Origin of the sequence: Mesorhizobium sp. M0060, from assembly GCF_040323155.1 — a bacterium.
In the GTDB taxonomy this organism is placed as follows: domain Bacteria; phylum Pseudomonadota; class Alphaproteobacteria; order Rhizobiales; family Rhizobiaceae; genus Mesorhizobium.
Map to the genome: position 1 here is coordinate 240,211 of NZ_JAMYUP010000003.1, position 20,008 is coordinate 260,218.

Here is a 20,008-nt window from a genome sequence, read left to right on the forward strand (position 1 = left end):
AAAGAGAGTAGCACAGGGAGGCGCAAGGATGTCGCTCAAGGGAAAGACGCTGTTCATCTCCGGCGGGTCGCGCGGCATCGGGCTGGCGATTGCGCTGCGCGCCGCGCGCGACGGCGCCAATGTGACGATCGCGGCCAAGACCGCCGAGCCGCATCCGAAGCTGCCGGGGACGATCTACACGGCGGCGCAAGAGATCGAGCAGGCCGGCGGCAAGGCGCTGCCCGCGCTGTGCGACATCCGGGACGAAGCACAGGTCGCCGAAGCCGTCGCCAAGACCGTGGAGACGTTCGGCGGCATCGACATCTGCATCAACAACGCCAGCGCCATCCAGCTCACCGGTACGCTGGAGACCGATATGAAACGCTACGACCTGATGCACCAGATCAACACTCGCGGCACTTTTCTCGTCTCCAAAATGTGTATTCCGCACTTGAAGTTGGCGGAAAATCCTCACATTTTGAATCTGGCGCCGCCGCTCGACATGAAGGCCAAGTGGTTCAAGAACCATGTCGCCTATACGATGGCGAAGTTTGGCATGTCGATGTGCACGCTGGGCATGAGCGCGGAGTTCGCCAGGGACGGCATCGCGGTCAATTCGCTATGGCCGATCTCGACCATCGACACGGCGGCGGTGCGCAACCTCCTGGGCGGCGCGACGGTGGCGGCGATGAGCCGTTCGCCCGACATCATGGCCGATGCCGCATACGCCATTCTGGTCAGGCCGTCGCGCGAGGCGACCGGCAATTTCTACATCGACGAAGAAGTGCTGCGCGCCGAGGGCGTCAGCGATTTATCGGCCTATGCGCCGGGCACGACGGGTCCGCTCGCCGGCGACTTTTTTGTGCCGGACGAGGTGTTCGACCGGACGGATACCCAAATCCAAAGTATCTACTGACAGAAATATCAAGCGGGCACCGACGCGTGCTCACTCCTCTGCCTTCTTGGCTTTGCCCAGACCCATCAGCCGGTCGATATAGGCAAGCATCAGTGCCGAGAGAACGAAGGCCAGATGAATGACGGTCAGCCACATCAGCTGGTCGGTCGTGTAGGAGACCGAGTTCAGGAAAACCTGCAAGAGGTGGATCGAGGAAATGGCGACAATTGTCGAGGCGACCTTGACCTTGAGCGAGCCGACATCGATTGTGCCCAGCCAATGCACCTTGCCGTCATTTTCATCGAAGCGGCTGACGAAGTTTTCGTAGCCCGAGATGATCACCATCACCACCAGCGAAGCGACCAGCGCGGCGTCGATGAGGCCGAGCATCTTCAGGATGGTGTCGGTGTCGTCGAGCGTGAAGGCCACGGAAACGAACTCGAACAGCTTCTTGCCGAAGGACACGGCATAGATGGCAAGCGCCGCGCCCAGTCCGAGATAGAAGACGACCAGCAGCCAGCGCGAGGCGAGAATGATCGATTCGACGGCGAGTTCGAGGCGCTTCATGCGGCGGTTCCGGGCTCCGTTGTCGGAGCGCCGTATTTCGGGCAGGCTGCGGCGGTTTGCAAGGTCCTAAAAAACGAAACCCCGCCGGGAGGGGACCGGCGGGGCTCGTGTGTCCCGCTGGAGTCGGGACGGGGCAGGGAACGCCCTGTCCAGAATTTGGGATTGGTGATCGCGCGTTTCAAGATTGATGACCGCGCGATTCAATGGTTGATCGAATCGCGCGGTTCACATTGCGGTTTATTGGGCGCTGGCCACCGGCGCCACCAAGGGGGTGATGCGGCGGATGGCGACGCGGCGGTTCTCACGATTGGGTCCCGACGTGTCTACCTTGAGATACTCCTCGCCATAGCCCTGTGTCGTCAGGTTCTCCGGCGGGATGCCGAAGGCATTGGTCAGAGCTTCGGCGACCGCCTCGGCGCGGCGGTCGGACAGAGCGAGGTTCGCTTCCGGCGTGCCGACTGCATCGGTATGGCCTTCGATCAGGAAGGTTTCGGCCGGGTTTTTCTTCAGCAGCTTCTCCATGGCGTTGGCAACACCCTCCAGCTTCTGGACCTCGATGTCGGAAATCGAAGCCGAACCGAACTCGAAGTTGAGCGTGTCGAGGTCGATCCGGCGGGCGATGTCACGCACGCGGGCCGAGCGCTTGACCTCGTCGATCGAATAGAGGCGCTGGACCCTCTCCACCGGCGGCCGTTCGAGGAAGGTGTAGTAGTCGTCCGGATCCTCGACCTCTTCGGAATCCAGAATGTACTCCTCTTGCGGAATGGTAAGGCGCATCGGCGGCAGGTCGTCGCCCGGGTCGCGCCAGTCTGCATCATCGTCATAGTTGCGCTCGTCGACATAGCTCAGCACATATTCGCGCCCGTCAGGCGCGATGCGTGAACGCTGGATGACATCACCGTAGCGGTTGCGGATGGTGACGATCTGGACACCATTGTCACGCTCGACGATTTCCCGGGTGCGATCGCCCGACAGGTCCTCATAATAGACATTTCTGGCGCCGCGGTGCATGCGCGGTGCATCGCTGCTTTCCACGTAAGTCTGGTTGTTGAACTGAAGGATGACGCGGTCGCCGAATTCCCTGAGAACGTTGGCGCCTTGCGGGCGGCGCCTACGACGAACGTCCTCGAAATCGGCCGAGCGCTCGATGCGCTTGCCTTTTTCCTCCGTCACTGGAGCGATCTTTTCAGGCTTGATCTCCTGCTGGGCTGTCCGGTCGTCGGTGGGCGGCGGTCCCTGGTCGACTGGAGCCGGTTTCGAGACTTCCGCCTGGTTGCCGTTCTGCTCGACAGGCTGGTTGCTCTCCTGACCACCCGTTTTGCCGCCATTTTGGCGACCCGCGTTTTGGCCGCCTTGGTCCTTGCCGTGCCTGCGCCTGACATCCTTCTGGCTGTCGAGGATGGGCGCCTCGTTCGGGTTGGCCGCGGCTTCGCCCTGAGCAGGGGTCCCACCCTCGGCGGGTGCTGCCTGTTCGCCCGTGGCGGGCTGCTCACCGGTTGCGGGCTGCCGTTCGCCTGTCACCGGCTCTTCCCCAACGGGCTTCTTGCCGCGCTTTTTCGCCTGGTCCTGGGGCTGTTCGCCTTGGACAGGAGCCGCTTGCTTGTCGGTTGGAAGTGGCTCGGTCTGTGGGAGAGGCTCGCCGGCGGGGCGTTCCTTCTTGCGCGGCGCCTGTTCGGCCGGCGCCGCCTCGATCTGCTGGTCCTGCTTGTTCTTCCTCTTGCGCGGATTGCCCAACTGGTTGTTGTCGTTTGCGGGGGCAGCCTGCTCGGCCGGCTGTTCGGCAGGCGCGGCTTCCTGCTGTTGCCGGTCGCGCTTCTTCCTGCGCGGCGTGAGCGGCTGATCGTCGTTTGCAGGGGCAAGCTGCTCGGCGGGTTGTTCAGCAGGTGCGGCTTCCTGTCGTTGCTGGTCACGCTTCTTTCTGCGTGGCTTTTGCTGCTGCTGATCATCGTTCGCAGGAGCGGCCTGCTGGTCGGCCGGTGCGGCTTCGATCTGCTGCTGCTGTCTGTTTTTCTTCCTGCGTTGATTGCCCTGCTCTTCGCCGGAAGGCGCAAGCTGTTCGGCGGGTGCGGATTCGCTCTGCTGCTGCTCGCGCTTGTTCCTGCGCGGCTTCTGCTCGGGCTCGCTCGATTGTTCGGCGGGCGCCGCTTCGGTTTGCTGCTGCCGGTCGCGCCTCTTGCCAGGCTTCCGTTCCGGCTCCGACTTTCCGCCTTGGGCGCAGGCTTCGGCCGACTCGCCTTCGGCACAATTCGACTGCGCCGGGATAAGCATTGCGCTGTTCTGGGCGGGGCCGAATGCGGCACTGCCTTGCAGCGGGAACGCGCCTAACGGCGCGGACGCCATCAACAGGCCAAGCGCCGTGCCTGCCAGAATCCGTGGTTGGCGTTTCATCATAAACACTCCTTGTGGCGTCCCATCCCCGCCCAAACTTTCAGCAACCATGTTTGGTTCCTGTTTGTAGGTTTTAGCGGTGGTACAGGGCGATTGACCGGCGTTTTGAAGGCGACTTCATGTCATTCGTATGTCCCGGCGTATGGTCCCCGCGTATGGTTCGGACGAGGGTGCACGCGTTGCCGTGCTTGACCTTGACGCGTCCGAGGGCCACATGCCGACAATGGAAAAGCCGTTCTGGAAAACCAAGACGCTCGAGGCGATGACCCCGGTCGAGTGGGAATCGCTCTGCGACGGCTGTGGCAAATGTTGCCTGGCCAAACTCGAGGACGAAGACACCGGCGATATCTACTGGACCAGCGTCGGCTGCCGGCTGTTCGACGCCGGAAGCTGCCGCTGCTCCGATTATGCCAACCGGCTGGCGCGCGTTCCAGATTGCGTCGGGCTGACGCCGCAGAATGTGCGCACCATCAGCTGGCTGCCCAAGACCTGCGCCTACCGGCTGGTTGCCGAGGGCCGCGATCTCTATTGGTGGCACCGGCTGGTGTCGGGAAGCGACGAGACCGTACATGAGGCCGGCATCTCGATGCGCGGCCGCGTCAGCGCCAGCGAGACCGACCTTGCCGAGCCGGACGATTATTTCGACCATATGCTCGCTGACGAGCCGTAGGAGTCACTCCGGAATCGAGGACGCGGAACCGACGGCAAAACGGACGTTGCCCATCCACCTATGCCCATCCACCCTATATAGCACCGCCGTCCATAGCACCGGTTCCAGGAGCGAGAGACTATCCCCGTTTCTGCCGCATGAACTGGAGATGAACGGCCGGTTCGTAAAAAATTCAGACAGACGGGTGCATTCTCCTCCCATCGGTTTGAAGAAAACGGGTGGAAACCCTCAACAAGGAGAGAATTACAATGTTCAACACCATCAAGATGGCGGCTCTTTCGGCTCTTGTCGGCCTTGGCACGCTTGCTGCCCTCCCGGCCCATGCAGACAGCATCTATCTCGGCTTCGGCAACAACCAGGACCCGCGCGTTGGCGTCTATACCGGCGACGACGATGGCAATTACCGCGAACACCGCCGTCATGGCAACTGGCGCCGGTCCTGTTCGCCGGAGCGTGCCCTCGACAAGGCCGAACGCATGGGCCTGCACCGCATCCGCATCATCGACATCAACCGCCGTACGGTCAAGGTCGCTGGCCGCCAGTATGGCGACCGCGTGGTGATCGTATTCGCCAACGACCGCGGCTGTCCGGTCCTCTATCGCTAAGATCTTCGGGCTTGCGGCCGGCTGACTTGCAGCCGGTAGAGTAGCGGAGCCCCTTTCCGCCAGGACGGAAGGGCGCGGCTCAAATAACCCCGGGGGATCGATCCTCCGGGGTTTTTCATGCTGCGAGCGATGATCACTTCAGTTCGAAAGTCACCGTCACCTGCGCGGTATAGGAATTTTCGCCGGCTTGCACCGGAACCGATGCGCCGGCGGCATCGAAAGCCTTGGCGTTGATCGGCATCGGCGGTGGTGCGAAATTCTGGTCGGTGATTTCCAGGACCCGGCCGATGCCGACGCCGGCCGCTTCGGCCAGCGTCTTGGCTTTCGCCATAGCATTGGCGACGGCCTTCTTGCGGGCCTCGGTGACGGCTGCCGCCGGATCGTCGTTGGAGAAGGAGATGCCGCCGCCCTGGTTGACGCCGAGTGACACCGCCTTGTCGAGAATGTCACCGGTCTTGTCGATGTCGCGGATGCGCACCGAAAGCGTGTTGGTCACCTGATAGGCGACAAGCTCGGCCTCCTGGCTGCCGTCGGGCTTGTTGGTGTAGTTATAGCGCGGGTTGATCTGGATGCCCGCGGTCTGTAGGTCGCGCTCCTTGATGCCGGAAGATTTCATCGCGGCGATCACCGCGGCCATGGCGTCGTTATTGGCATCGAGCGCTGCACGTGCTGTCTTGGCCTCGCGCATGACGCTGAGCGTCAGCAGAGCCAGATCGGGTGCTATCGCCGCCTCGCCTTCGCCGGTGACGACGATGCGCGGTGGCGGCGGCGAATCGGCGGCCCCGGCGATCGTCGGAAATGCGATTGCGGCGGCAATTGCCAGGGGCAAAATACGTCTGGTCATGAAATCTCCTCGATCTGCGATCCCAAGACAGCCGAGTGTTGAGCGGCGTCCAATGGGCTACGTGCAATAGGTTATCAATATGGGCTGATTTGGGCGATCTCTGCCAGCCCCTTGGAACGCCTGCTCGGAAAGCCTTGTGCGGTTCAGGGAAAAACACTAATCCAGCGCCGTGGGGCCTGTAGCTCAATGGTTAGAGCCGGCGGCTCATAACCGCTTGGTTGGGGGTTCGAGTCCCTCCGGGCCCACCATTGGCTTTTGTGGCCGTTGATTTAATTGGATTTTTTGGCGATTTTTGTCCCACCTCTTTCAACCCCCTCAGAAAGTGGGACAATTTTGTTCTCTTTTCGATCGATAACCAGCAGGTATTTCGCCGCTCTCGCTACCTTCCGGCGACGCGCTTTCTTGATGTAGTGGTCGGGCTGCTGGTACGTAGTCCACCCATATATCGCCTTCAGCTGCTCGTGCGTCGCGCCGTTCTCAGCGGCGATCGTCGCGCCGGCCTTGCGAATTCCATGAGCACTGCAGTGCGGCAGCTCAGCTTGATCACACCACTGGCGCATCTTGTTGCCCAGACCGTTCTCCGAGAACGGGCGACCATACTCATTGACCAGGAAGGTCATCTGGTCGGAGGGCGTGTGCTCAAGTTCCGCCTCTAGTTCGGGCAGAAGCGGGAGCTCCACCAACACCGCATCCTTGTTACGACTGGTCTTCCCAGGCTTAATTCTGATCCACTTCTCCCACTGCTCGGTCTCCTCGTTGTAGACGAGCGTGATGTGCTGTCGACCGAAGATCGCGACGTCGGACAACCGCAGGCCAGTAAACATGAAGATCGAGAGCGCACGTCTGGCTGCGGTACCCAGCGGATGCCGCTTCTCATATTGAACGATCTCCGACACGTCCCATGGGTGCCAGCCGTCGCCGCTCTTTAGCCGTCTGATGCCGCGGGCGGGATTGGAGTCGACGCCCGGAATCTCTGTGTCCTTTGCCCACTCAAACATCGCGCTGATGGCTTTTACGATATTGTTTGCCGCGCCAAGGGCGTCGAGCCTGGTGTCCCTGATCTCCTTAACATGAGACCGTTTCATACCGGCGAATGGCAGAGATCCCTTGGTGGGATACTGAGGATCCGGGTCACCTTCGAGGGGATGAGGTAATTCGCATACGCGCTCCAGAATTGCTCGTCGGCGCGCCATAGTGTCTTGGGTGATTTCCGTGCCGCCCCGACGGTAATACTCCTGGCAAAGCCACAGCAACGTGCCTTTCTTCGCTGGCTCGGAAGGCTTGGGGAGGCGCCGGCAAATCTCGGGAAGAGTGCCGGGCCGAACATAAGTGACCTCGGCGCGCGCGCACCGCAGTTCCTCGAGGAACTCGTCGCTGCCGGTCGGTTCACGGAGCCGGACCTTCTTCCGACCCGGTGCGCGAAAATAGTACCGATCATTGCCGTGGCGATCAGTGTCCTTCACTACGCCCTTAAGATCGACCTTCACGGGCTCATCCGTCATGTTCGTGGTTTTCGATCCCAAGGATTGTCTAGTGGCGGCGAATCTTCGTCAAGCTTTGGTGCTCCTCCGATTTGGCGGTGAGGGAGCTTTCGAAACGCCGATACAAGTTCCTCGACGTCCCAAACAATGCGCCCCTTGCTCGGCATTCGTGGCTGCGGCATCCGGCCGTCCTGGACCATTTCATCAAAGGTCGTTGAGCTTACGCCGATGAACGTCGCAGCCTGCTCGCGATTGATTCCTACCGGCGGGAGCGAGGGCGGCAAGACGCTCGGGGTGCGCAGCATCGGTTTAGTGCGTTGAAAGCGCGTCTTTGGCGCCTGCCTGTCTTTCTATGCACCTGTCCGAATATTGCAGACGCTCAATCATGTCCTGGCCCTGTGCTTGCAGGCTCACCCTAGGTCTCCAGACCTAGGATCGCTCAAGACACCGGACTCTTTTCCAGCCTTTGTGTACGATGATGGGTATCTTAATGCGCTCGAGGCCAAGAACTGAATGGGCGGCGACTTGCAAGGGCAAAATGACCGCGGAACCACGTATCTGAGTCAGAGGCGCAATCCAACTGAGGAACGGCATGGTTGTGTTTTCAGACGGTTATGACTCTCATGCATGCGTAACAACCAACAAGAATAACAAAATATTTCTGTGGATCACTTTCATTCCTCATGGAATGCGCGACTGATTTGGTCCGACAGCGGCTTCACAAAATAAGAAAGCGCCGTACGCTCGCCCGTCTGGATCATCGCTTCGGCCGGCATTCCGGGCACGAGCGTCAGGTCCTTGAGCTTCGTCAGTTCCGCATGCGGAACCGACAGACGCACCAGGTAATACGAAACGCCGTTTTTTTCGTCCGTCGCCAGATCGGCTGCGATCCGGCTGACATATCCGTTCAATACCGGCGTGCTCCTCAGATTGAAGGCTGACATCCGCAGCACGGCCTTGTGACCAAGCTGGATTTGGTCGATGTCCTTCGGGGTGATTCGTGCTTCAAGCGCAAGATCGTCGCCTTCCGGCACGATTAGCATAATCGGATCGGCGGGCGTGATCACTCCTCCGACCGTATGAACTGCGAGTTGTTGAATGGCGCCTGACTGCGGCGCGACAATATCGATCCGTCGCAGTTCTTGTTCAGCCGCCACCTTGCGCTCAACATACTCCCCAACCTGCGCCTGAACCTCTCTGAGCTCCTGGCCGACTTCCGTCTTGAAATCCGGATCGATCTGCAGGATCTGCAGGCGCGTTTCGGCTATGCGGGCTGCCGTCTGTGCCTGATGTGCAATCTTCTCACCGCGTTCGCCGCCGAAAGTGGCAACCTGCGTCTTCAGACTGTTCAAGCGTTGGTCCGAGACAATGCCTTGGTCGCGCAGCCCACTCAGGGCAGCAATTTCCTTTTGGAGGATCTCGGTGCTTTTCTCACAAGCAATTTCCTGCGCCTTGAGTCCCTCGATCTCGTGCTCATATTGAGTGATGCGTTCCGCTAGCTGCGCCTGCCTTCCGTCGCGGGATTGTCTGCGGAATTCGAACAGCCGCGTCTCGCCATGTACTGCCGAAACTACGTCCGGAACATCTCTGCGGGCGAGCAGCCAGTCCGGGAAGGCGATCTCCGCCAGATCGTCACGCTCAGCTTCGAGTCGTGCCAGGTTGGCGGCCAGCTCATCGAGCCGCTTGCTGACTACAGCGAGATTGGCGCGCGTCTGGGTGGCGTCGAGCCGCATGAGGATGTCGCCGGCTTTTACTTTATCACCTTCGCTCACCAGGATTTCTCCCACCACCCCACCGGTCGGGTGCTGCACCTTCTTCACATAGGAATCGACGACAAAGTGTCCGGACGCGACAACCGCACCGGAGAGATTCGTGAAGGCCGCCCAGGCTCCGGCTCCTCCAACAAAGATCACGCTCGCCAGAAGGCCCGCCACCAGGTGCCGGCGAATGGAGCTGGAAACGTCATTGTTCTGATGAATGCCGGACACCGGGATCCTCCATGTCAGCGCGCTCTCCCACGTTATCCTGTGTAGATTCGATGGCTTTGACGCCAGCGCCTCGTGCCATCGCTGCCCCCTTCAGGACTTTGGAAAGCGCTTCATCACGCGCACCGAATGCTCGCTGCCGTCCACCTTCCATCACCAACACCAAATCCACGGCGCGGATGGCGCTCGGCCGATGGGCGACGACAACCGCAATGCCCTTGCGCCCGCGCACGGAGGCGATCGCCTTGACGACCGCAGCCTCGCCTTCCGCATCGAGATTGGCATTGGGTTCATCGAGCACAACAAGGAAAGGGTCTCGATAAAGAGCACGGGCAAGACCGATACGCTGGCGCTGCCCGGCGGAAAGTGCCGATCCGGCCTCACCAATTGGAGTTTCGTAGCCGTGCTCAAATCGGAGGATCAGTTCGTGCGTGCCCGCTGCTTTCGCCGCGGCGACAATAGCCTCAGGGTCAGGATTATCTTCAAAACGAGCGATGTTTTCGGCAATGGTGCCGTCGAACAGTTCAACACCTTGCGGCAGATAGCCGATATGACGGCCTAGTGCTTCCCGGTCCCATTGATCGAGGCTTGCGCTGTCGATGCGAACCTTTCCGGCGACCGGCGCCCATGCGCCGACGATGGTGCGCGAGAGTGTCGACTTGCCGGAACCCGATGCACCGATGATCCCGAGTGCGCTTCCCGCCTGAACGGCAAACGCAAGGCCGGTCACGGTCGGCTTCCTTTCGCCGGGCGGAACGATTGTCACGCCTTCGAGGCGCAGTTCGCGTTCAGGTGCAGGCATTGGCATAACAGAAGCGGTTTCAGGAACCGTTCCCAGGAGGTCCTCCAGCCGCGCCCAACCCTGGCGCGCCATGAGGAAGGGTTTCCAGCTTGAAATGGCCAGATCGACCGGAGCCAGCGCACGCCCCATCATGATCGAACTGGCAATCATGACCCCGGCCGTAGCCTCCTGCCTGATGACAAGGTACGCGCCGACGGCAAGAATGGCCGATTGCAGCAGCACGCGCAACGACTTTGCAATGCCACCCAGCCCACCTGCCACGTCCCCAGCTTTCCGGTTGGCGGCCAGATACTCGGCATTGGCCTTGTGCCATCGGGCAGCGATCCGCTTTCCGAGACCGAGAGCTTGCACGACCTCGGCATTGCAACGCGCTGCTTGCAGTAGGCCATTGCGCACCATGTCGTGGGCAATGGTCTCGCGTATCGGCCGTTGCGAGAGAGTGTTGGTAAGAAGTGTCAGAGATGTGAGACCGATCGCCCCGATAAGTGCCGTCATGCCGATCCAGAAATGAAGGAGGAAGCAAATGGCAAGATAAAGCAGCATCCATGGCAGATCGAAGAACGCTGTCGGACCGTTTCCACCTAAGAATCCGCGAATATTGTCGAGGTCGCGAAGCGGCTGCAAGCCGTCGCCCGGCATGCGCGTTAAAAGCGGAAGGCGAACGATCGCATCGTGAACGCGTCCGGAAAACTGTTCATCGAAACGCTCGCCAATCCGCAGCAGCACGCGGGCGCGCAAAACGTCGAGCAGGCATTGGAACGCATAAAGCCCTGCAGCAAGCACGACGAGCCCCACTAGCGTCGATACGCTGCCACTTGCCAGAACGCGGTCGTAGACCTGAAGCATGAACAGCGGCGAGATCAGCGCAAGCACGTTGACCACGCCGCTGATCAACAGAACTCCCCAAATAGCGGAAGTCAGAGGGAAAGGTCTCAAAGCTGAATCCTTCAAGGAATGGTTACTCACGTAGGTCTCCGTGAGGATCTGGCGACCCAGCTCCCTATATTGCTCCCCGAGCGGCAACCGACTCGCTGATTCAGGATCAGTGCTCCCGCCGAATATGTTTGGTTTGGCATCTAATGGAGCGGGTCAACAACAACACCGTCCGGCTGAAGGTTTGGAAGGGCAACGTCATCGTGGCCGGCCGCAAGGGCCCGAACAGGCTTACCGCCCACACCTTCAGGGGAGATTTCGGTGTACGACCAGCGCGACCCGCAGGGCTTCGTCAAGCTGTACACGCTGCGACTGCTCCCGGGCGCCCCGGCCCATCGCAAGTAGCGGAAACGGAAAGCGCCCGCCCCGGGGGGGCGGGGCGATGTACCGTATGGGTTTTCTGGATCAAACGAAGGTGAAGTCCGACGCGGTCAGGCCTAGGTCGGCCACGGTGACCACACCGCCCAGGTGGGCGAACTCATGCGCGCTGTTGTCGGCGGTCACATAGGCCAGAGTTGCGACTCTGTCGGTGTAGCTGCTTTGGTAGACAATGATGTCGCCGGCGTGCTCGCCGGAGATCGCACTCGCGGCTTCAGAAGCAGAGTTGAAAGATTCGCCAGTGATCACCACGACGTGTTCGCCGTTCGCACCCGAGGCCGCACCACTGTAGAAGCTGCTCACCGGGTAGCCGGACTGTATGCTGGCGTTGTTGACGAAGTTCGCGCCAAAACCGTCGTTGTAGAGGCCCACCGCATCGAAGGCGAACTTGTCCTCCGCCGGGTTGAAATCGGTGATAGTGGAAATGTCCGACTTCGACCCGACAACCCCAGGCACCGGATTGTGGAACTGGAACACGAACGTGTCACTGTCGGTGCCCCCGGTCAACGTGTCCTGGCCGTCACCCACGTAGAGGACATCCTGGCCGGGACCGCCGCTGAGCCTGTCATTGTCCTCACCGGAGACGCGCGGGTTGAAGCGGCCGTTGTCGCCGGAGAGATCGTCCCAGCCATCTCCGCCGAAGATGCGGTCGTTACCCTCGCCGCCGATGGCTCGGTCACTGCCCGCGCCACCCGAGATCTCGTCGTTGCCGCCACGACCTTCAATCCAGTCATTGCCTCCGAAACCCTCCATCCAATCTTCAAGCTCGGTGCCGAGGAGTGTTTCGGAACCCGGGCCACCCTCGATAATCTTTACCATCGCAAAATACTCCTAGTGATGCACCCTGCCTGACGCCTTGATATTCCTCATCGGATAATTAGAGAAATCGATTGCTTGGATAGACACACATTTACGAAATGGATGCACTCACGTTCACTTCGCCCTTCTGCTGAGCAGTTGCGGGCTCGCTGGCGGCGGGGACGCTGGTCGCCCAAGCAATCGATCTGAAGATTCGACACTCAAACCACCAGGACAACACTTCGTAACGGGGCCGACCTGGTTCGGCCCCAAACTTCTCTCTGTTTGCTCGACGCCGGCATACCCGCACCGTAAGCGCTGGACGGGGACAAGTTCCGCTGGCCGCGGGTGGAGAACGGCGTGATCCGGCTTGCCGCGCCGAACTGATGGCGCTCGGAAGGCATGGACTGGCTCGTTTGAGCCGAACGGAGACGGCGTCCGAGGTCGGCCGGATAGGCCGTGGCGAAGTGACTCAGGCGCAAAAGGCGGGCTTCAGGCCGTGCACAATAAGCTTCTGTCGGCGTCATGACGAGAAGCGCTTCGCCCCGTCCCCACGAAATCGATACGCTCAAGGCGATGTTCGTCGCCATGGCGGCGGAGAAGGCCGAACTGCAACAACTCCGGAGCGAAACACTCAAGGCCGAGATCGTCCGGATGGCGACACTCAACGAGCCTGCCCAGGAGAGGATCGCCGACCTTCATGGGATCGTCAAGCAGCTGGAGCGCGCCGCTTCGGTCGCAGCTCCGAGAAGCTCGAACGTGCCCAGCAGGCCTTCGCCTTCGAAATCAGACCGGGCTCGGCGCGATTGAGTCCGAGCTCGAGGCCGCAAGACCGACAGGCGAGCCGCGACGTGCTGCGCGACCGCGCAAGGCGTTCCCGGCGCATCTGGAGCGGGTCGAGATCGTCATCCAGCCCGAGCCATGGGGGAAGAAGCGCTCCCGCAGCCAATCGTCCAGTCCGTCAAACGCGGTCGGCCGCACAGGCTTGCGAAACGGATCAGTCCCGCCCTCGCTTAGATACCGAGGCACCGTGTTGCGAGCGCACCCGAATTCTTTCGCCCGTCGGTTCATTCCCCAGCCAAGCTCATGCAGCCGCAGCATCGCTGCCACCTCTTCAGGCTGAAGGATCTGCTCTCCCTGCATCGTTCTCGACAATGCAGGAATCGCCCAATCCCAATCGCCATCCATGCCTCCTCTCATAACCGAGGGGGTCAGTTTCTCAATTCGGCCGACAACTGAGACGTCCGGTGCTCTTAGGCGGGGTAATCATACGAGATGCCTCCTGCAACATCATTTCCCGCATCCATAGGCTTGCCGGATCATTATTGTGAAGCGCAGGCCATTGGACGGCCTCCGTGAATGCGGCAGGAAGTGGCGGCGGAAGTTCGACAATCCGCAGGGGTGTTAATTTTGCGAAATGCTGCGCCAGCCGTAAGGGCATTGTCCCGATGCGGTTGGTGCCTGATAGAAGGGGCGGGATCATGCTAAAGCCCTGTACGACGACCTCGATACGTCTCTCGAAACCGTTCTCGAGCAAATACCATTCCTCGATGGAGGGCTGCCGGGTGTCCCCGAATTTAAGCACAACCTGCCCCATCGACAAGTATCGGTCGAATGTAAGTGGCTCTGACAGCTGCTTGTTCGTGCCGCAGCCTACGCATACGAGTATATCTTCGAACAGGGCTGCGCGAGGATGTTTCGACATGAACACTTCCGGCATAATCAGAAAATCAACGTCGCCGCGCCGGAGAAGCTCCTCGGGGTCGTCGGAAATAAGCAGACATTCGAAGCGGACGGCGGGAGCTTCCCGCGCAGCACGCTTTACGATCTTCTTAAAAAATACGAGTGTGAGGTAATCGGAAAGGATGATGCGGAAGCGACGATCCGATCGGGCCGGGTTAAAGGCGTCCCAGGAAATAATCGACAGCTGGATGTGCAGCAATGCCTCCCGGACTGCTGTGGCGAGCCCCTCCGCGCGCGGTGTCAAAATGAGTTCGCGGCCGTTCATCGTAAATAGCTCATCGCTGAAATAGGCGCGTAACCGACCGACGGCGGCGCTCATGGCCGGCTGACTCAGGTTAATACTGCGGGCCGCGGCGGTGACTTTACGCTCCCTGATCAAAGCGTCCAGCACAACGAGGAGATTTAGATCGAGTCCCTTAAAACGCATGTATTGACCTATCCGACGCGTGGATGGGTATCGCCCAAAGAATCAATTTTACGAATGGTGAGTAGCGTCAACGCATCAGCCGACGACGAAATAGAGCAACCGATAGGAAGAACGGCAAAACCGTGTATATGCAAAGCGCGCCGATATGCAGGCCCATGCTGCCGGCCGGACGGCCAAGCATCGCCGGACGAATGAGGTCAATTGCATGTGCGAGCGGCAACAAGGAGGCGACGTCCTGAAAAGCGCCGGGCAATTGGTTGACCGGAAACATCGCGCCGCAAAGGAACAGCATGGGTGTTATAACAAGCGTATTATAAAATATGAAATATTCATAACTGGGCGCAAGCGCCGTGACGACCATCGCTAGACTCGCGAAGGCGAGGCCACTGAGAGCGATGACTGGCAGCAAGCAGAGGATGGATGGCCACGATGCGTAGCCGAGCGTGGTGGCAACAATAGTGATTGCTGTGCCCGCCATCAGGGCCTTGGTGGCTGCCCACGCCAATTCGCCGAGTAAGATATCGCCGAGCGTCAGCTGAGTGCATAGCATTGCTTCCCAGGTGCGCTGGTGGTCCATGCGGCCGAAACTCCCGTAAACCGTTTCAGCGGTCGCCGATGCCATCGCGCTTGTGGCAACCATGCCAGCCGCGAGAAACGCAATGTACGAAGTGCCATCAACAGGACCTATCATTGTTCCGATGCCAAAGCCGAGACCGAACAGATAGATCATCGGATCGGCGAGGTTGCCGAGAACCGATGCAAGCCCGATTTTCTTCCATCCAAGATAGTTGCGGCGCCAAACCGCGACCCAATTCCACGCATTGGCGGGCATGCCCGCCGCATAACGTTCGCCCATTGTTCAGTCCTCCATCTCGCGCCCGGTTAGCCGCAAAAACACATCCTCGAGATTGGGGGGACGCTGCAGAAGGCGTAGACCCGCGCGCCCGCGTAGCTGCACCAGCACCTGCTCCGGATCGGGTGCATAGCAAAAAAGCGTCTCACCGCTCACCTCGATGCGCTGTGCGTACGGCCGGATCAGCGCACCCAGTTCATGCGGATTGCCGCCGTAGACCTCGACCACGTCACAGCCGATCTGCTCGTCAATGAGTGCGGACGGGCGGCCTTCGGCGATCTTGCGCCCCTCCTCCATAACGCACAGCCGATCGCACAGCCGCTCGGCCTCTTCCATGAAATGGGTAGTCAAAAGAATAGTCTTGCCCCGCGCCAGCAGCGATCGCAGCCGTTCCCAGATCAGGTGGCGGGCCTGCGGATCGAGGCCGGTGGTCGGCTCGTCCATCACCAGCAAGTGCGGGTCATTGATCAGCGCACGCGCGAGCGTCAGGCGCCGCTTCATGCCGCCGGACAGTTCGGCGACGCGCGCATCCGCTTTGTTCTCGAGGCGGGCGAACTCAAGCAGCGACGGTATAACCGCTTCGATCTGGCGTCTGCTCATCCGGAAGTAGCGCCCGAACACCAACAGGTTCTCGCGTACAGTGAACGCGGTATCAAGATTGTCGAACTGCGGGACCACGCCGATGCGCATACGTGCCAAACGCGCGCGCGCCGGCACTGGAGCGCCGAGCACAGTAATCTTCCCCGCATCAGGCGATGTCATGCCGAGGACCATACGCGCAATCGTGCTTTTGCCCGCACCGTTCGGTCCCAAGAGCCCGAAGCATTCCCCCGCTGCAACGCGGAACGACAGTCTGTCGACAACGAGCTTGTCATAAGTTTTGCTTACGTCAGTAAGATCGATCGCTACCATGGACATGGGTTCATTTTACCGAGAGGGTCGCCAAGACTGGCGGTTGCTTGGTTGCCTGCCCGACCTGAAACTGTGACTCGTCTTCGCCATCCCAGCCGTCGATAACGAATTGATCGACATCACAAGGATTTAGCCCCTGTTCCGCCAAAGCGGCGACAATTGCGTCGAGATTATCGATGGTTTGGTAACGCGGATTGTTGTGCCGCTTTTCCTGCTCAACGCAGAAGACGAGCCGTCCATCCTCGACAAGGGCGATCGCCCCGTCATGGGTCAGCTTGATACCACAGATGCGCATAGTGTCTCCACGTTAACGGCGATAAATTCGATTCATCAGGAAGCGGAAAGCGGGTTCCGGAAACGGACGAGCAAGCAGTGTTCGTTAGCCGACTCGCCCCGACACTCAAGACGCTCTACCTCGATCAACGTTTCGTTCAGCATGGCGATGACCGGCTCAGCACCAGCGGCGTGACCCCAGCGACGGCGATTAGCATCCCTTGCCGATCCGAAGATCAGATGCCCGCCTGGCGCAAGCACCCGCACCAGGTTTTTGACGGCCGCGCGCATCTCGGCTATGTCTTCGAGGTAGTATAGGACCTCCGCCACAACGATCAGGTCAAACAACTGGTCGGTCGAAAACTGTTGAACATCGGAGACTATCCAGTTGATGCGCGACGGCTCCTTTATCCGTTGACGTGCTCGAGCAATCGCTTGCGCCACGACATCGATGACGGTGAGCCCTTGGCAGTAGGGAGCTAGTTTTTCCGTGAATGCGCCGGCAGCGCACCCGACTTCGAGGGCATTTGTAATGGAGCCTTGGGCAAGCGCCAGCTGGAGCATTTGCGTGTGGCGCTCCCGCTCGAACGGATTGCCGTCGAGGCGCCACGGATCGTCTGCGGCCAATTCCCGATCGAGCAACTGATGATTCATGTTCTGGGTCAAACTCGTCCACCTCTCGTCCACCTAGGTAATTAGCGATCACTCGTCGCCGCAGATGTTGCTCGACAGCGCTAATCCCGAAGAATCCGCGCAAGATTGAGCCTGCGAAGCGGAGCCGCATGCGGTGAGAATTCTGCCCTGCTTGATCCAGTGATCGGAGTTTGGGTGGGGGCCTGTTTTCCCCCAGTGTTCGATGTAGCGACAGCAGAGCTTCGCGACAGCCAATCGCTATTGCTCAATGTACACAGCGCGTAGGCCTTCAAGGGAAGTAAGAGAAAGATGTTGATGAACGTGTGCAGGGAAAAGCCCAGAAATCGAAACTGTCGAGCACGAAATGCTACCACGCTGCATCGGAGCATGGTCATGGACACAATCATCAGTCCTGTCCACCAAGGCACAGTGCCTGTCAGTGCGAAATGTGCGAGGCCCGTTAGTACCGATAGGGCGAGGAGTAGCGGCCCGAGATTCTGTCCGACCACGTCCAACGTGAGATAGCTATTGAGGCCGGGCAGCAAGCGCAGCCCAAGCAGCGTGTCCCGGAATGTGCTTCGTGCCCAACGGAGTTGTTGGCGCAGATACGGTCCGAGTCTGTTCGGAACGACTGTGGCCGCGATGGCGCCCGGAACGTACTCGGTTCGAAAGCCTGCTTTCAGCATGAGGATAGTGAGATGGCGATCCTCCCCGAAGTCGCTTGGCTTGCCCCGAAAAAATTGCGACTCGTACTGGTCCAGTAACAAAAGGAGCGCAGACCGGCGGTACATGGCACATGGGCCGCAACAGCACATAACGGCACCGAAGCGAGCCTGTGCCGCGCGCTCCTCGTTGCAAGCCAGCCAGTACTCCATGTCTATCAGCCTTGTCAGCCAGCTCTCGCTCCGGTTACTGGCAATCAACTGACCCATGACTGCGCCGACCGCTGGATCTCGCATCTTCGGTACAAGCTTGGTGATGACGTCGGACGCGAGTATCGTGTCTGAATCAACGTTAAGCACCAAATCCCCGGATGAGCGGCGTATCGCGGCGATCTGCGCCTTGCGCTTTCCAACATTCTCGGGAAGCAAAATGATGTCGAACCTAGGGTCGCGCGCGTAGGTTTCGTGGACAGTTCCTACGGCTTCGCGATTTCCAGAACCGTCATCAACCACATAGACCCGAAGTCTTCCGGCGTATTCTTGGTCTGCAATGGACGCCAGGCACTCTGAAAGCGTGCGCGGATCCTCGTTGAAGCAGGGGACGATGACATCCACGCTGGGCAGTTGATCGGAGCCGACGAGATCCTCCAACGCCGATGAGTCGTTTGTCGGCAGAGCATAAATCCCCTGCATGCTCTTATAAGCAGTCGAGAGCAGTGCATAAAGCGAAATGGCCACAGTGCTGGTTGTACCAAGAAGAGTCATGGGATCTCGTTTGTTCAGTGATGTTGAGGAAGTGAGCGGATTACAAATCCGCGCTCATGAAGTGCTGGAATCAGCCGGGACAGCGCCGTGACCGTCTGGTCGCGCAGACCGGCGTGAGCGCCCTGGCTCAACTCGCCGGGAGGGCATCCGTCGTGCAAGAGTACGATTGCGCCCGGCCGGACAGAGGCGAGCACGGTATCGATAATCGCGTCGACCCCAGGGCGAGACCAATCTCGTGGGTCGACGGACCAATGGAGGGCCGTCAGCCCGGCGATCTGTGACGCTGTGAAGACTTCTTCGCTCCAGGCGCCATAGGGCGCGCGAATATAGCGCACCGAGGCCTGCGGGCACGCCCTCATGATGGCGCCGTTCGCTTCAAAGATCTCACGTTGCACTTCGCCGAAGCCGCATTTGTACAGATCCGGATGAGTCATCGTGTGGTTGCCTAGCTCGTGCCCTTCTGCAAACATTCGTTGGACGAGATCCGGGTGCTCTAAGGCGTAGGCGCCGATGACGAAGAAAGTCGCCGGTACCCGCTGCTCTGCCAGCACATCGAGAATCTCCGGTGTGAAAAGTGGATTGGGACCGTCGTCAAACGTCAGATAAACGCTGCGACGGCCGGTGCCGTCAGAGCACTCACGGCGCACTTCGTACAAGCAATCGGGACGGCTCATAGCTCTGGTCCGTTCCGATCGATCATCGTGCCCGTGGGCCATTCGCTGATCGGCCGTCCAACTGGCAGAACAATGGTGAGTGCGTCATCGATGCGTGTGGGCGGCAGGTCGAGGCGCGCCTCTGGTCGGGTGGAGCGCACGCGAATTCCCGACAAAACGGCCAAAGGGCTGTATCGCCGCCCGAACCTCTCAACATGATTCCGCAGCGCGTCCCGGACCGTTCCGAAAGCGAATGGAACGCCAAGCTCCTGCAGTATTGGAAGCATGACATGGATTGAATGGGCGATTCCGAGACCATCAAGGTCCGGACGTACCCCGTACAGGCCCAGCTCAGCCACCAACAGGTCGACCGCGTCAACCTTGATGAAACGGCGCAGTACGCCCAGGTGAGCCGCTACACCGCTTGAATCATAGGCGATTGCGCGGAGTTCAGGCCTGGCTCCGGCCCAGCTTCGACTACCCACGAACGGTTCTGCGTTGGACGCCCCAGTCGGCCCGTAGGTATCACGAAAGAACTCGGCGAGCTCGACGTGATCGGAGAGCTGCAACTCGTTTTCCCAGCACAATTTCCACTGCACCTGAGGGCGCATTCAGGACCTCTCTTCAAAATAGTTTCTTGCGGGCCGCATTACCCGGCCAAAGCGGCGGCGTTGTTGGCTGCACTCAACCGTTGTCGTTAGCGAAGGTGAGCCAGCCGGTGGGGCTCGCCAATGAGCTCTCTCGATGTTCCCGCCCGTGTCG

18 protein-coding genes, 1 tRNA gene and 2 pseudogenes are annotated in these 20,008 nt (G+C 60.0%); 5 read left to right on the forward strand and 16 right to left on the reverse strand.

The genetic code is table 11. The features are described from left to right. Positions 1-28 precede the first annotated feature (28 nt). Positions 29-895, forward strand: a complete 867-nt coding sequence (locus NKJ94_RS05195; RefSeq protein WP_352523357.1) for an SDR family oxidoreductase — start codon at positions 29-31, stop codon at positions 893-895. 30 nt (positions 896-925) lie between these two features. Here NKJ94_RS05195 and NKJ94_RS05200 read toward each other — a convergent pair whose 3' ends face one another. Both NKJ94_RS05200 and NKJ94_RS37555 read right to left on the reverse strand, forming a co-directional pair. Then, on the reverse strand, positions 926-1,441 hold the full coding sequence (locus NKJ94_RS05200; protein ID WP_352523358.1) for a TIGR00645 family protein: 516 nt from the start codon (positions 1,439-1,441) through the stop codon (positions 926-928). Between the two features lie 237 nt (positions 1,442-1,678). Then, the gene (locus NKJ94_RS37555) at positions 1,679-3,829 is read right to left on the reverse strand and encodes an OmpA family protein (protein WP_502896043.1); all 2,151 of its coding nucleotides are present in this window, start codon (positions 3,827-3,829) and stop codon (positions 1,679-1,681) included. Positions 3,830-4,052: 223 nt separating this feature from the next. Here NKJ94_RS37555 and NKJ94_RS05215 point away from each other — a divergent pair, with 223 nt between their 5' ends. Beyond that, on the forward strand, positions 4,053-4,499 hold the full coding sequence (locus tag NKJ94_RS05215; RefSeq protein ID WP_352523406.1) for a YcgN family cysteine cluster protein: 447 nt from the start codon (positions 4,053-4,055) through the stop codon (positions 4,497-4,499). Positions 4,500-4,747: 248 nt separating this feature from the next. After that, positions 4,748-5,104, forward strand: a complete 357-nt coding sequence (locus NKJ94_RS05220; RefSeq protein ID WP_352523361.1) for a hypothetical protein — start codon at positions 4,748-4,750, stop codon at positions 5,102-5,104. A gap of 133 nt (positions 5,105-5,237) precedes the next feature. Here NKJ94_RS05220 and NKJ94_RS05225 read toward each other — a convergent pair whose 3' ends face one another. Then, positions 5,238-5,948, reverse strand: a complete 711-nt coding sequence (locus NKJ94_RS05225) for an SIMPL domain-containing protein (protein ID WP_352523363.1) — start codon at positions 5,946-5,948, stop codon at positions 5,238-5,240. Positions 5,949-6,120: 172 nt separating this feature from the next. On the opposite strand from NKJ94_RS05225, the gene NKJ94_RS05230 reads away from it, so the two are divergent. Beyond that, a tRNA-Ile gene (locus tag NKJ94_RS05230) sits at positions 6,121-6,196 on the forward strand. A gap of 21 nt (positions 6,197-6,217) precedes the next feature. Here the strand turns inward: NKJ94_RS05230 and NKJ94_RS05235 are convergent. The 4 genes from NKJ94_RS05235 to NKJ94_RS05250 all read right to left on the reverse strand — a co-directional run bounded on the left by NKJ94_RS05235 (position 6,218) and on the right by NKJ94_RS05250 (position 12,346). Beyond that, the gene (locus NKJ94_RS05235) at positions 6,218-7,435 is read right to left on the reverse strand and encodes a tyrosine-type recombinase/integrase (protein WP_352523364.1); all 1,218 of its coding nucleotides are present in this window, start codon (positions 7,433-7,435) and stop codon (positions 6,218-6,220) included. A 668-nt stretch (positions 7,436-8,103) separates the two neighbouring features. Beyond that, the gene (locus NKJ94_RS05240) at positions 8,104-9,417 is read right to left on the reverse strand and encodes an HlyD family type I secretion periplasmic adaptor subunit (protein WP_352523365.1); all 1,314 of its coding nucleotides are present in this window, start codon (positions 9,415-9,417) and stop codon (positions 8,104-8,106) included. Continuing rightward, positions 9,392-11,200 (reverse strand): type I secretion system permease/ATPase, encoded by a 1,809-nt coding sequence (locus NKJ94_RS05245; protein WP_502896047.1) that lies wholly within the window; start codon positions 11,198-11,200, stop codon positions 9,392-9,394. The genes NKJ94_RS05240 and NKJ94_RS05245 overlap by 26 nt, the downstream gene beginning before the upstream one ends. A gap of 354 nt (positions 11,201-11,554) precedes the next feature. Next, a complete protein-coding gene (locus NKJ94_RS05250; protein ID WP_352523366.1) occupies positions 11,555-12,346 on the reverse strand; it encodes a calcium-binding protein in 792 nt (263 codons plus the stop codon). Positions 12,347-12,901: 555 nt separating this feature from the next. On the opposite strand from NKJ94_RS05250, the gene NKJ94_RS05255 reads away from it, so the two are divergent. Beyond that, positions 12,902-13,135 (forward strand): hypothetical protein, encoded by a 234-nt coding sequence (locus NKJ94_RS05255; protein ID WP_352516376.1) that lies wholly within the window; start codon positions 12,902-12,904, stop codon positions 13,133-13,135. 111 nt (positions 13,136-13,246) lie between these two features. Here the strand turns inward: NKJ94_RS05255 and NKJ94_RS05260 are convergent. The 9 genes and pseudogenes from NKJ94_RS05260 to NKJ94_RS05300 form a co-directional block, all read right to left on the reverse strand. Beyond that, positions 13,247-13,513, reverse strand: a pseudogene (locus NKJ94_RS05260) (hypothetical protein); the annotation flags it as partial. A 31-nt stretch (positions 13,514-13,544) separates the two neighbouring features. Next, entirely contained in the window at positions 13,545-14,495 is a 951-nt protein-coding gene (locus tag NKJ94_RS05265) for a LysR family transcriptional regulator (protein ID WP_352523367.1), read from the reverse strand. A gap of 67 nt (positions 14,496-14,562) precedes the next feature. Beyond that, a complete protein-coding gene (locus tag NKJ94_RS05270) occupies positions 14,563-15,351 on the reverse strand; it encodes an ABC transporter permease (protein WP_352516374.1) in 789 nt (262 codons plus the stop codon). Between the two features lie 3 nt (positions 15,352-15,354). Next, positions 15,355-16,266 (reverse strand): nodulation factor ABC transporter ATP-binding protein NodI, encoded by a 912-nt coding sequence (gene nodI / locus NKJ94_RS05275; protein ID WP_023719311.1) that lies wholly within the window; start codon positions 16,264-16,266, stop codon positions 15,355-15,357. Positions 16,267-16,321: 55 nt separating this feature from the next. Then, positions 16,322-16,555: pseudogene (locus tag NKJ94_RS05280) on the reverse strand (carbamoyltransferase N-terminal domain-containing protein); the annotation flags it as partial. Positions 16,556-16,590: 35 nt separating this feature from the next. Further along, positions 16,591-17,187, reverse strand: coding sequence for a nodulation methyltransferase NodS (gene nodS / locus NKJ94_RS05285; protein WP_352523407.1), 597 nt, complete (start codon positions 17,185-17,187; stop codon positions 16,591-16,593). A gap of 80 nt (positions 17,188-17,267) precedes the next feature. Continuing rightward, positions 17,268-18,593, reverse strand: coding sequence for a chitooligosaccharide synthase NodC (nodC, locus tag NKJ94_RS05290; protein ID WP_352466667.1), 1,326 nt, complete (start codon positions 18,591-18,593; stop codon positions 17,268-17,270). A gap of 14 nt (positions 18,594-18,607) precedes the next feature. Then, positions 18,608-19,267 (reverse strand): chitooligosaccharide deacetylase NodB, encoded by a 660-nt coding sequence (gene nodB / locus NKJ94_RS05295; protein ID WP_352523368.1) that lies wholly within the window; start codon positions 19,265-19,267, stop codon positions 18,608-18,610. Further along, complete coding sequence (locus NKJ94_RS05300) at positions 19,264-19,857, reverse strand: NodA family N-acyltransferase (RefSeq protein WP_352523370.1); 594 nt, start codon at positions 19,855-19,857, stop codon at positions 19,264-19,266. The genes nodB and NKJ94_RS05300 overlap by 4 nt, the downstream gene beginning before the upstream one ends. Between the last annotated feature and the right edge of the window lie 151 nt (positions 19,858-20,008).

Bases quoted from the DNA above. Each gene is read 5' to 3' on its own strand.
- NKJ94_RS05195 (WP_352523357.1), top strand. From the start codon at position 29: ATGTCGCTCAAGGGAAAGACGCTGTTCATCTCCGGCGGGTCGCGCGGC.
- NKJ94_RS05200 (WP_352523358.1), bottom strand. From the start codon at position 1,441: ATGAAGCGCCTCGAACTCGCCGTCGAATCGATCATTCTCGCCTCGCGC.
- NKJ94_RS37555 (WP_502896043.1), bottom strand. From the start codon at position 3,829: ATGAAACGCCAACCACGGATTCTGGCAGGCACGGCGCTTGGCCTGTTG.
- NKJ94_RS05215 (WP_352523406.1), top strand. From the start codon at position 4,053: ATGGAAAAGCCGTTCTGGAAAACCAAGACGCTCGAGGCGATGACCCCG.
- NKJ94_RS05220 (WP_352523361.1), top strand. From the start codon at position 4,748: ATGTTCAACACCATCAAGATGGCGGCTCTTTCGGCTCTTGTCGGCCTT.
- NKJ94_RS05225 (WP_352523363.1), bottom strand. From the start codon at position 5,948: ATGACCAGACGTATTTTGCCCCTGGCAATTGCCGCCGCAATCGCATTT.
- NKJ94_RS05250 (WP_352523366.1), bottom strand. From the start codon at position 12,346: ATGGTAAAGATTATCGAGGGTGGCCCGGGTTCCGAAACACTCCTCGGC.
- NKJ94_RS05255 (WP_352516376.1), top strand. From the start codon at position 12,902: ATGTTCGTCGCCATGGCGGCGGAGAAGGCCGAACTGCAACAACTCCGG.
- NKJ94_RS05265 (WP_352523367.1), bottom strand. From the start codon at position 14,495: ATGCGTTTTAAGGGACTCGATCTAAATCTCCTCGTTGTGCTGGACGCT.
- NKJ94_RS05270 (WP_352516374.1), bottom strand. From the start codon at position 15,351: ATGGGCGAACGTTATGCGGCGGGCATGCCCGCCAATGCGTGGAATTGG.
- nodI (WP_023719311.1), bottom strand. From the start codon at position 16,266: ATGTCCATGGTAGCGATCGATCTTACTGACGTAAGCAAAACTTATGAC.
- nodS (WP_352523407.1), bottom strand. From the start codon at position 17,187: ATGAATCATCAGTTGCTCGATCGGGAATTGGCCGCAGACGATCCGTGG.
- nodC (WP_352466667.1), bottom strand. From the start codon at position 18,593: ATGACTCTTCTTGGTACAACCAGCACTGTGGCCATTTCGCTTTATGCA.
- nodB (WP_352523368.1), bottom strand. From the start codon at position 19,267: ATGAGCCGTCCCGATTGCTTGTACGAAGTGCGCCGTGAGTGCTCTGAC.
- NKJ94_RS05300 (WP_352523370.1), bottom strand. From the start codon at position 19,857: ATGCGCCCTCAGGTGCAGTGGAAATTGTGCTGGGAAAACGAGTTGCAG.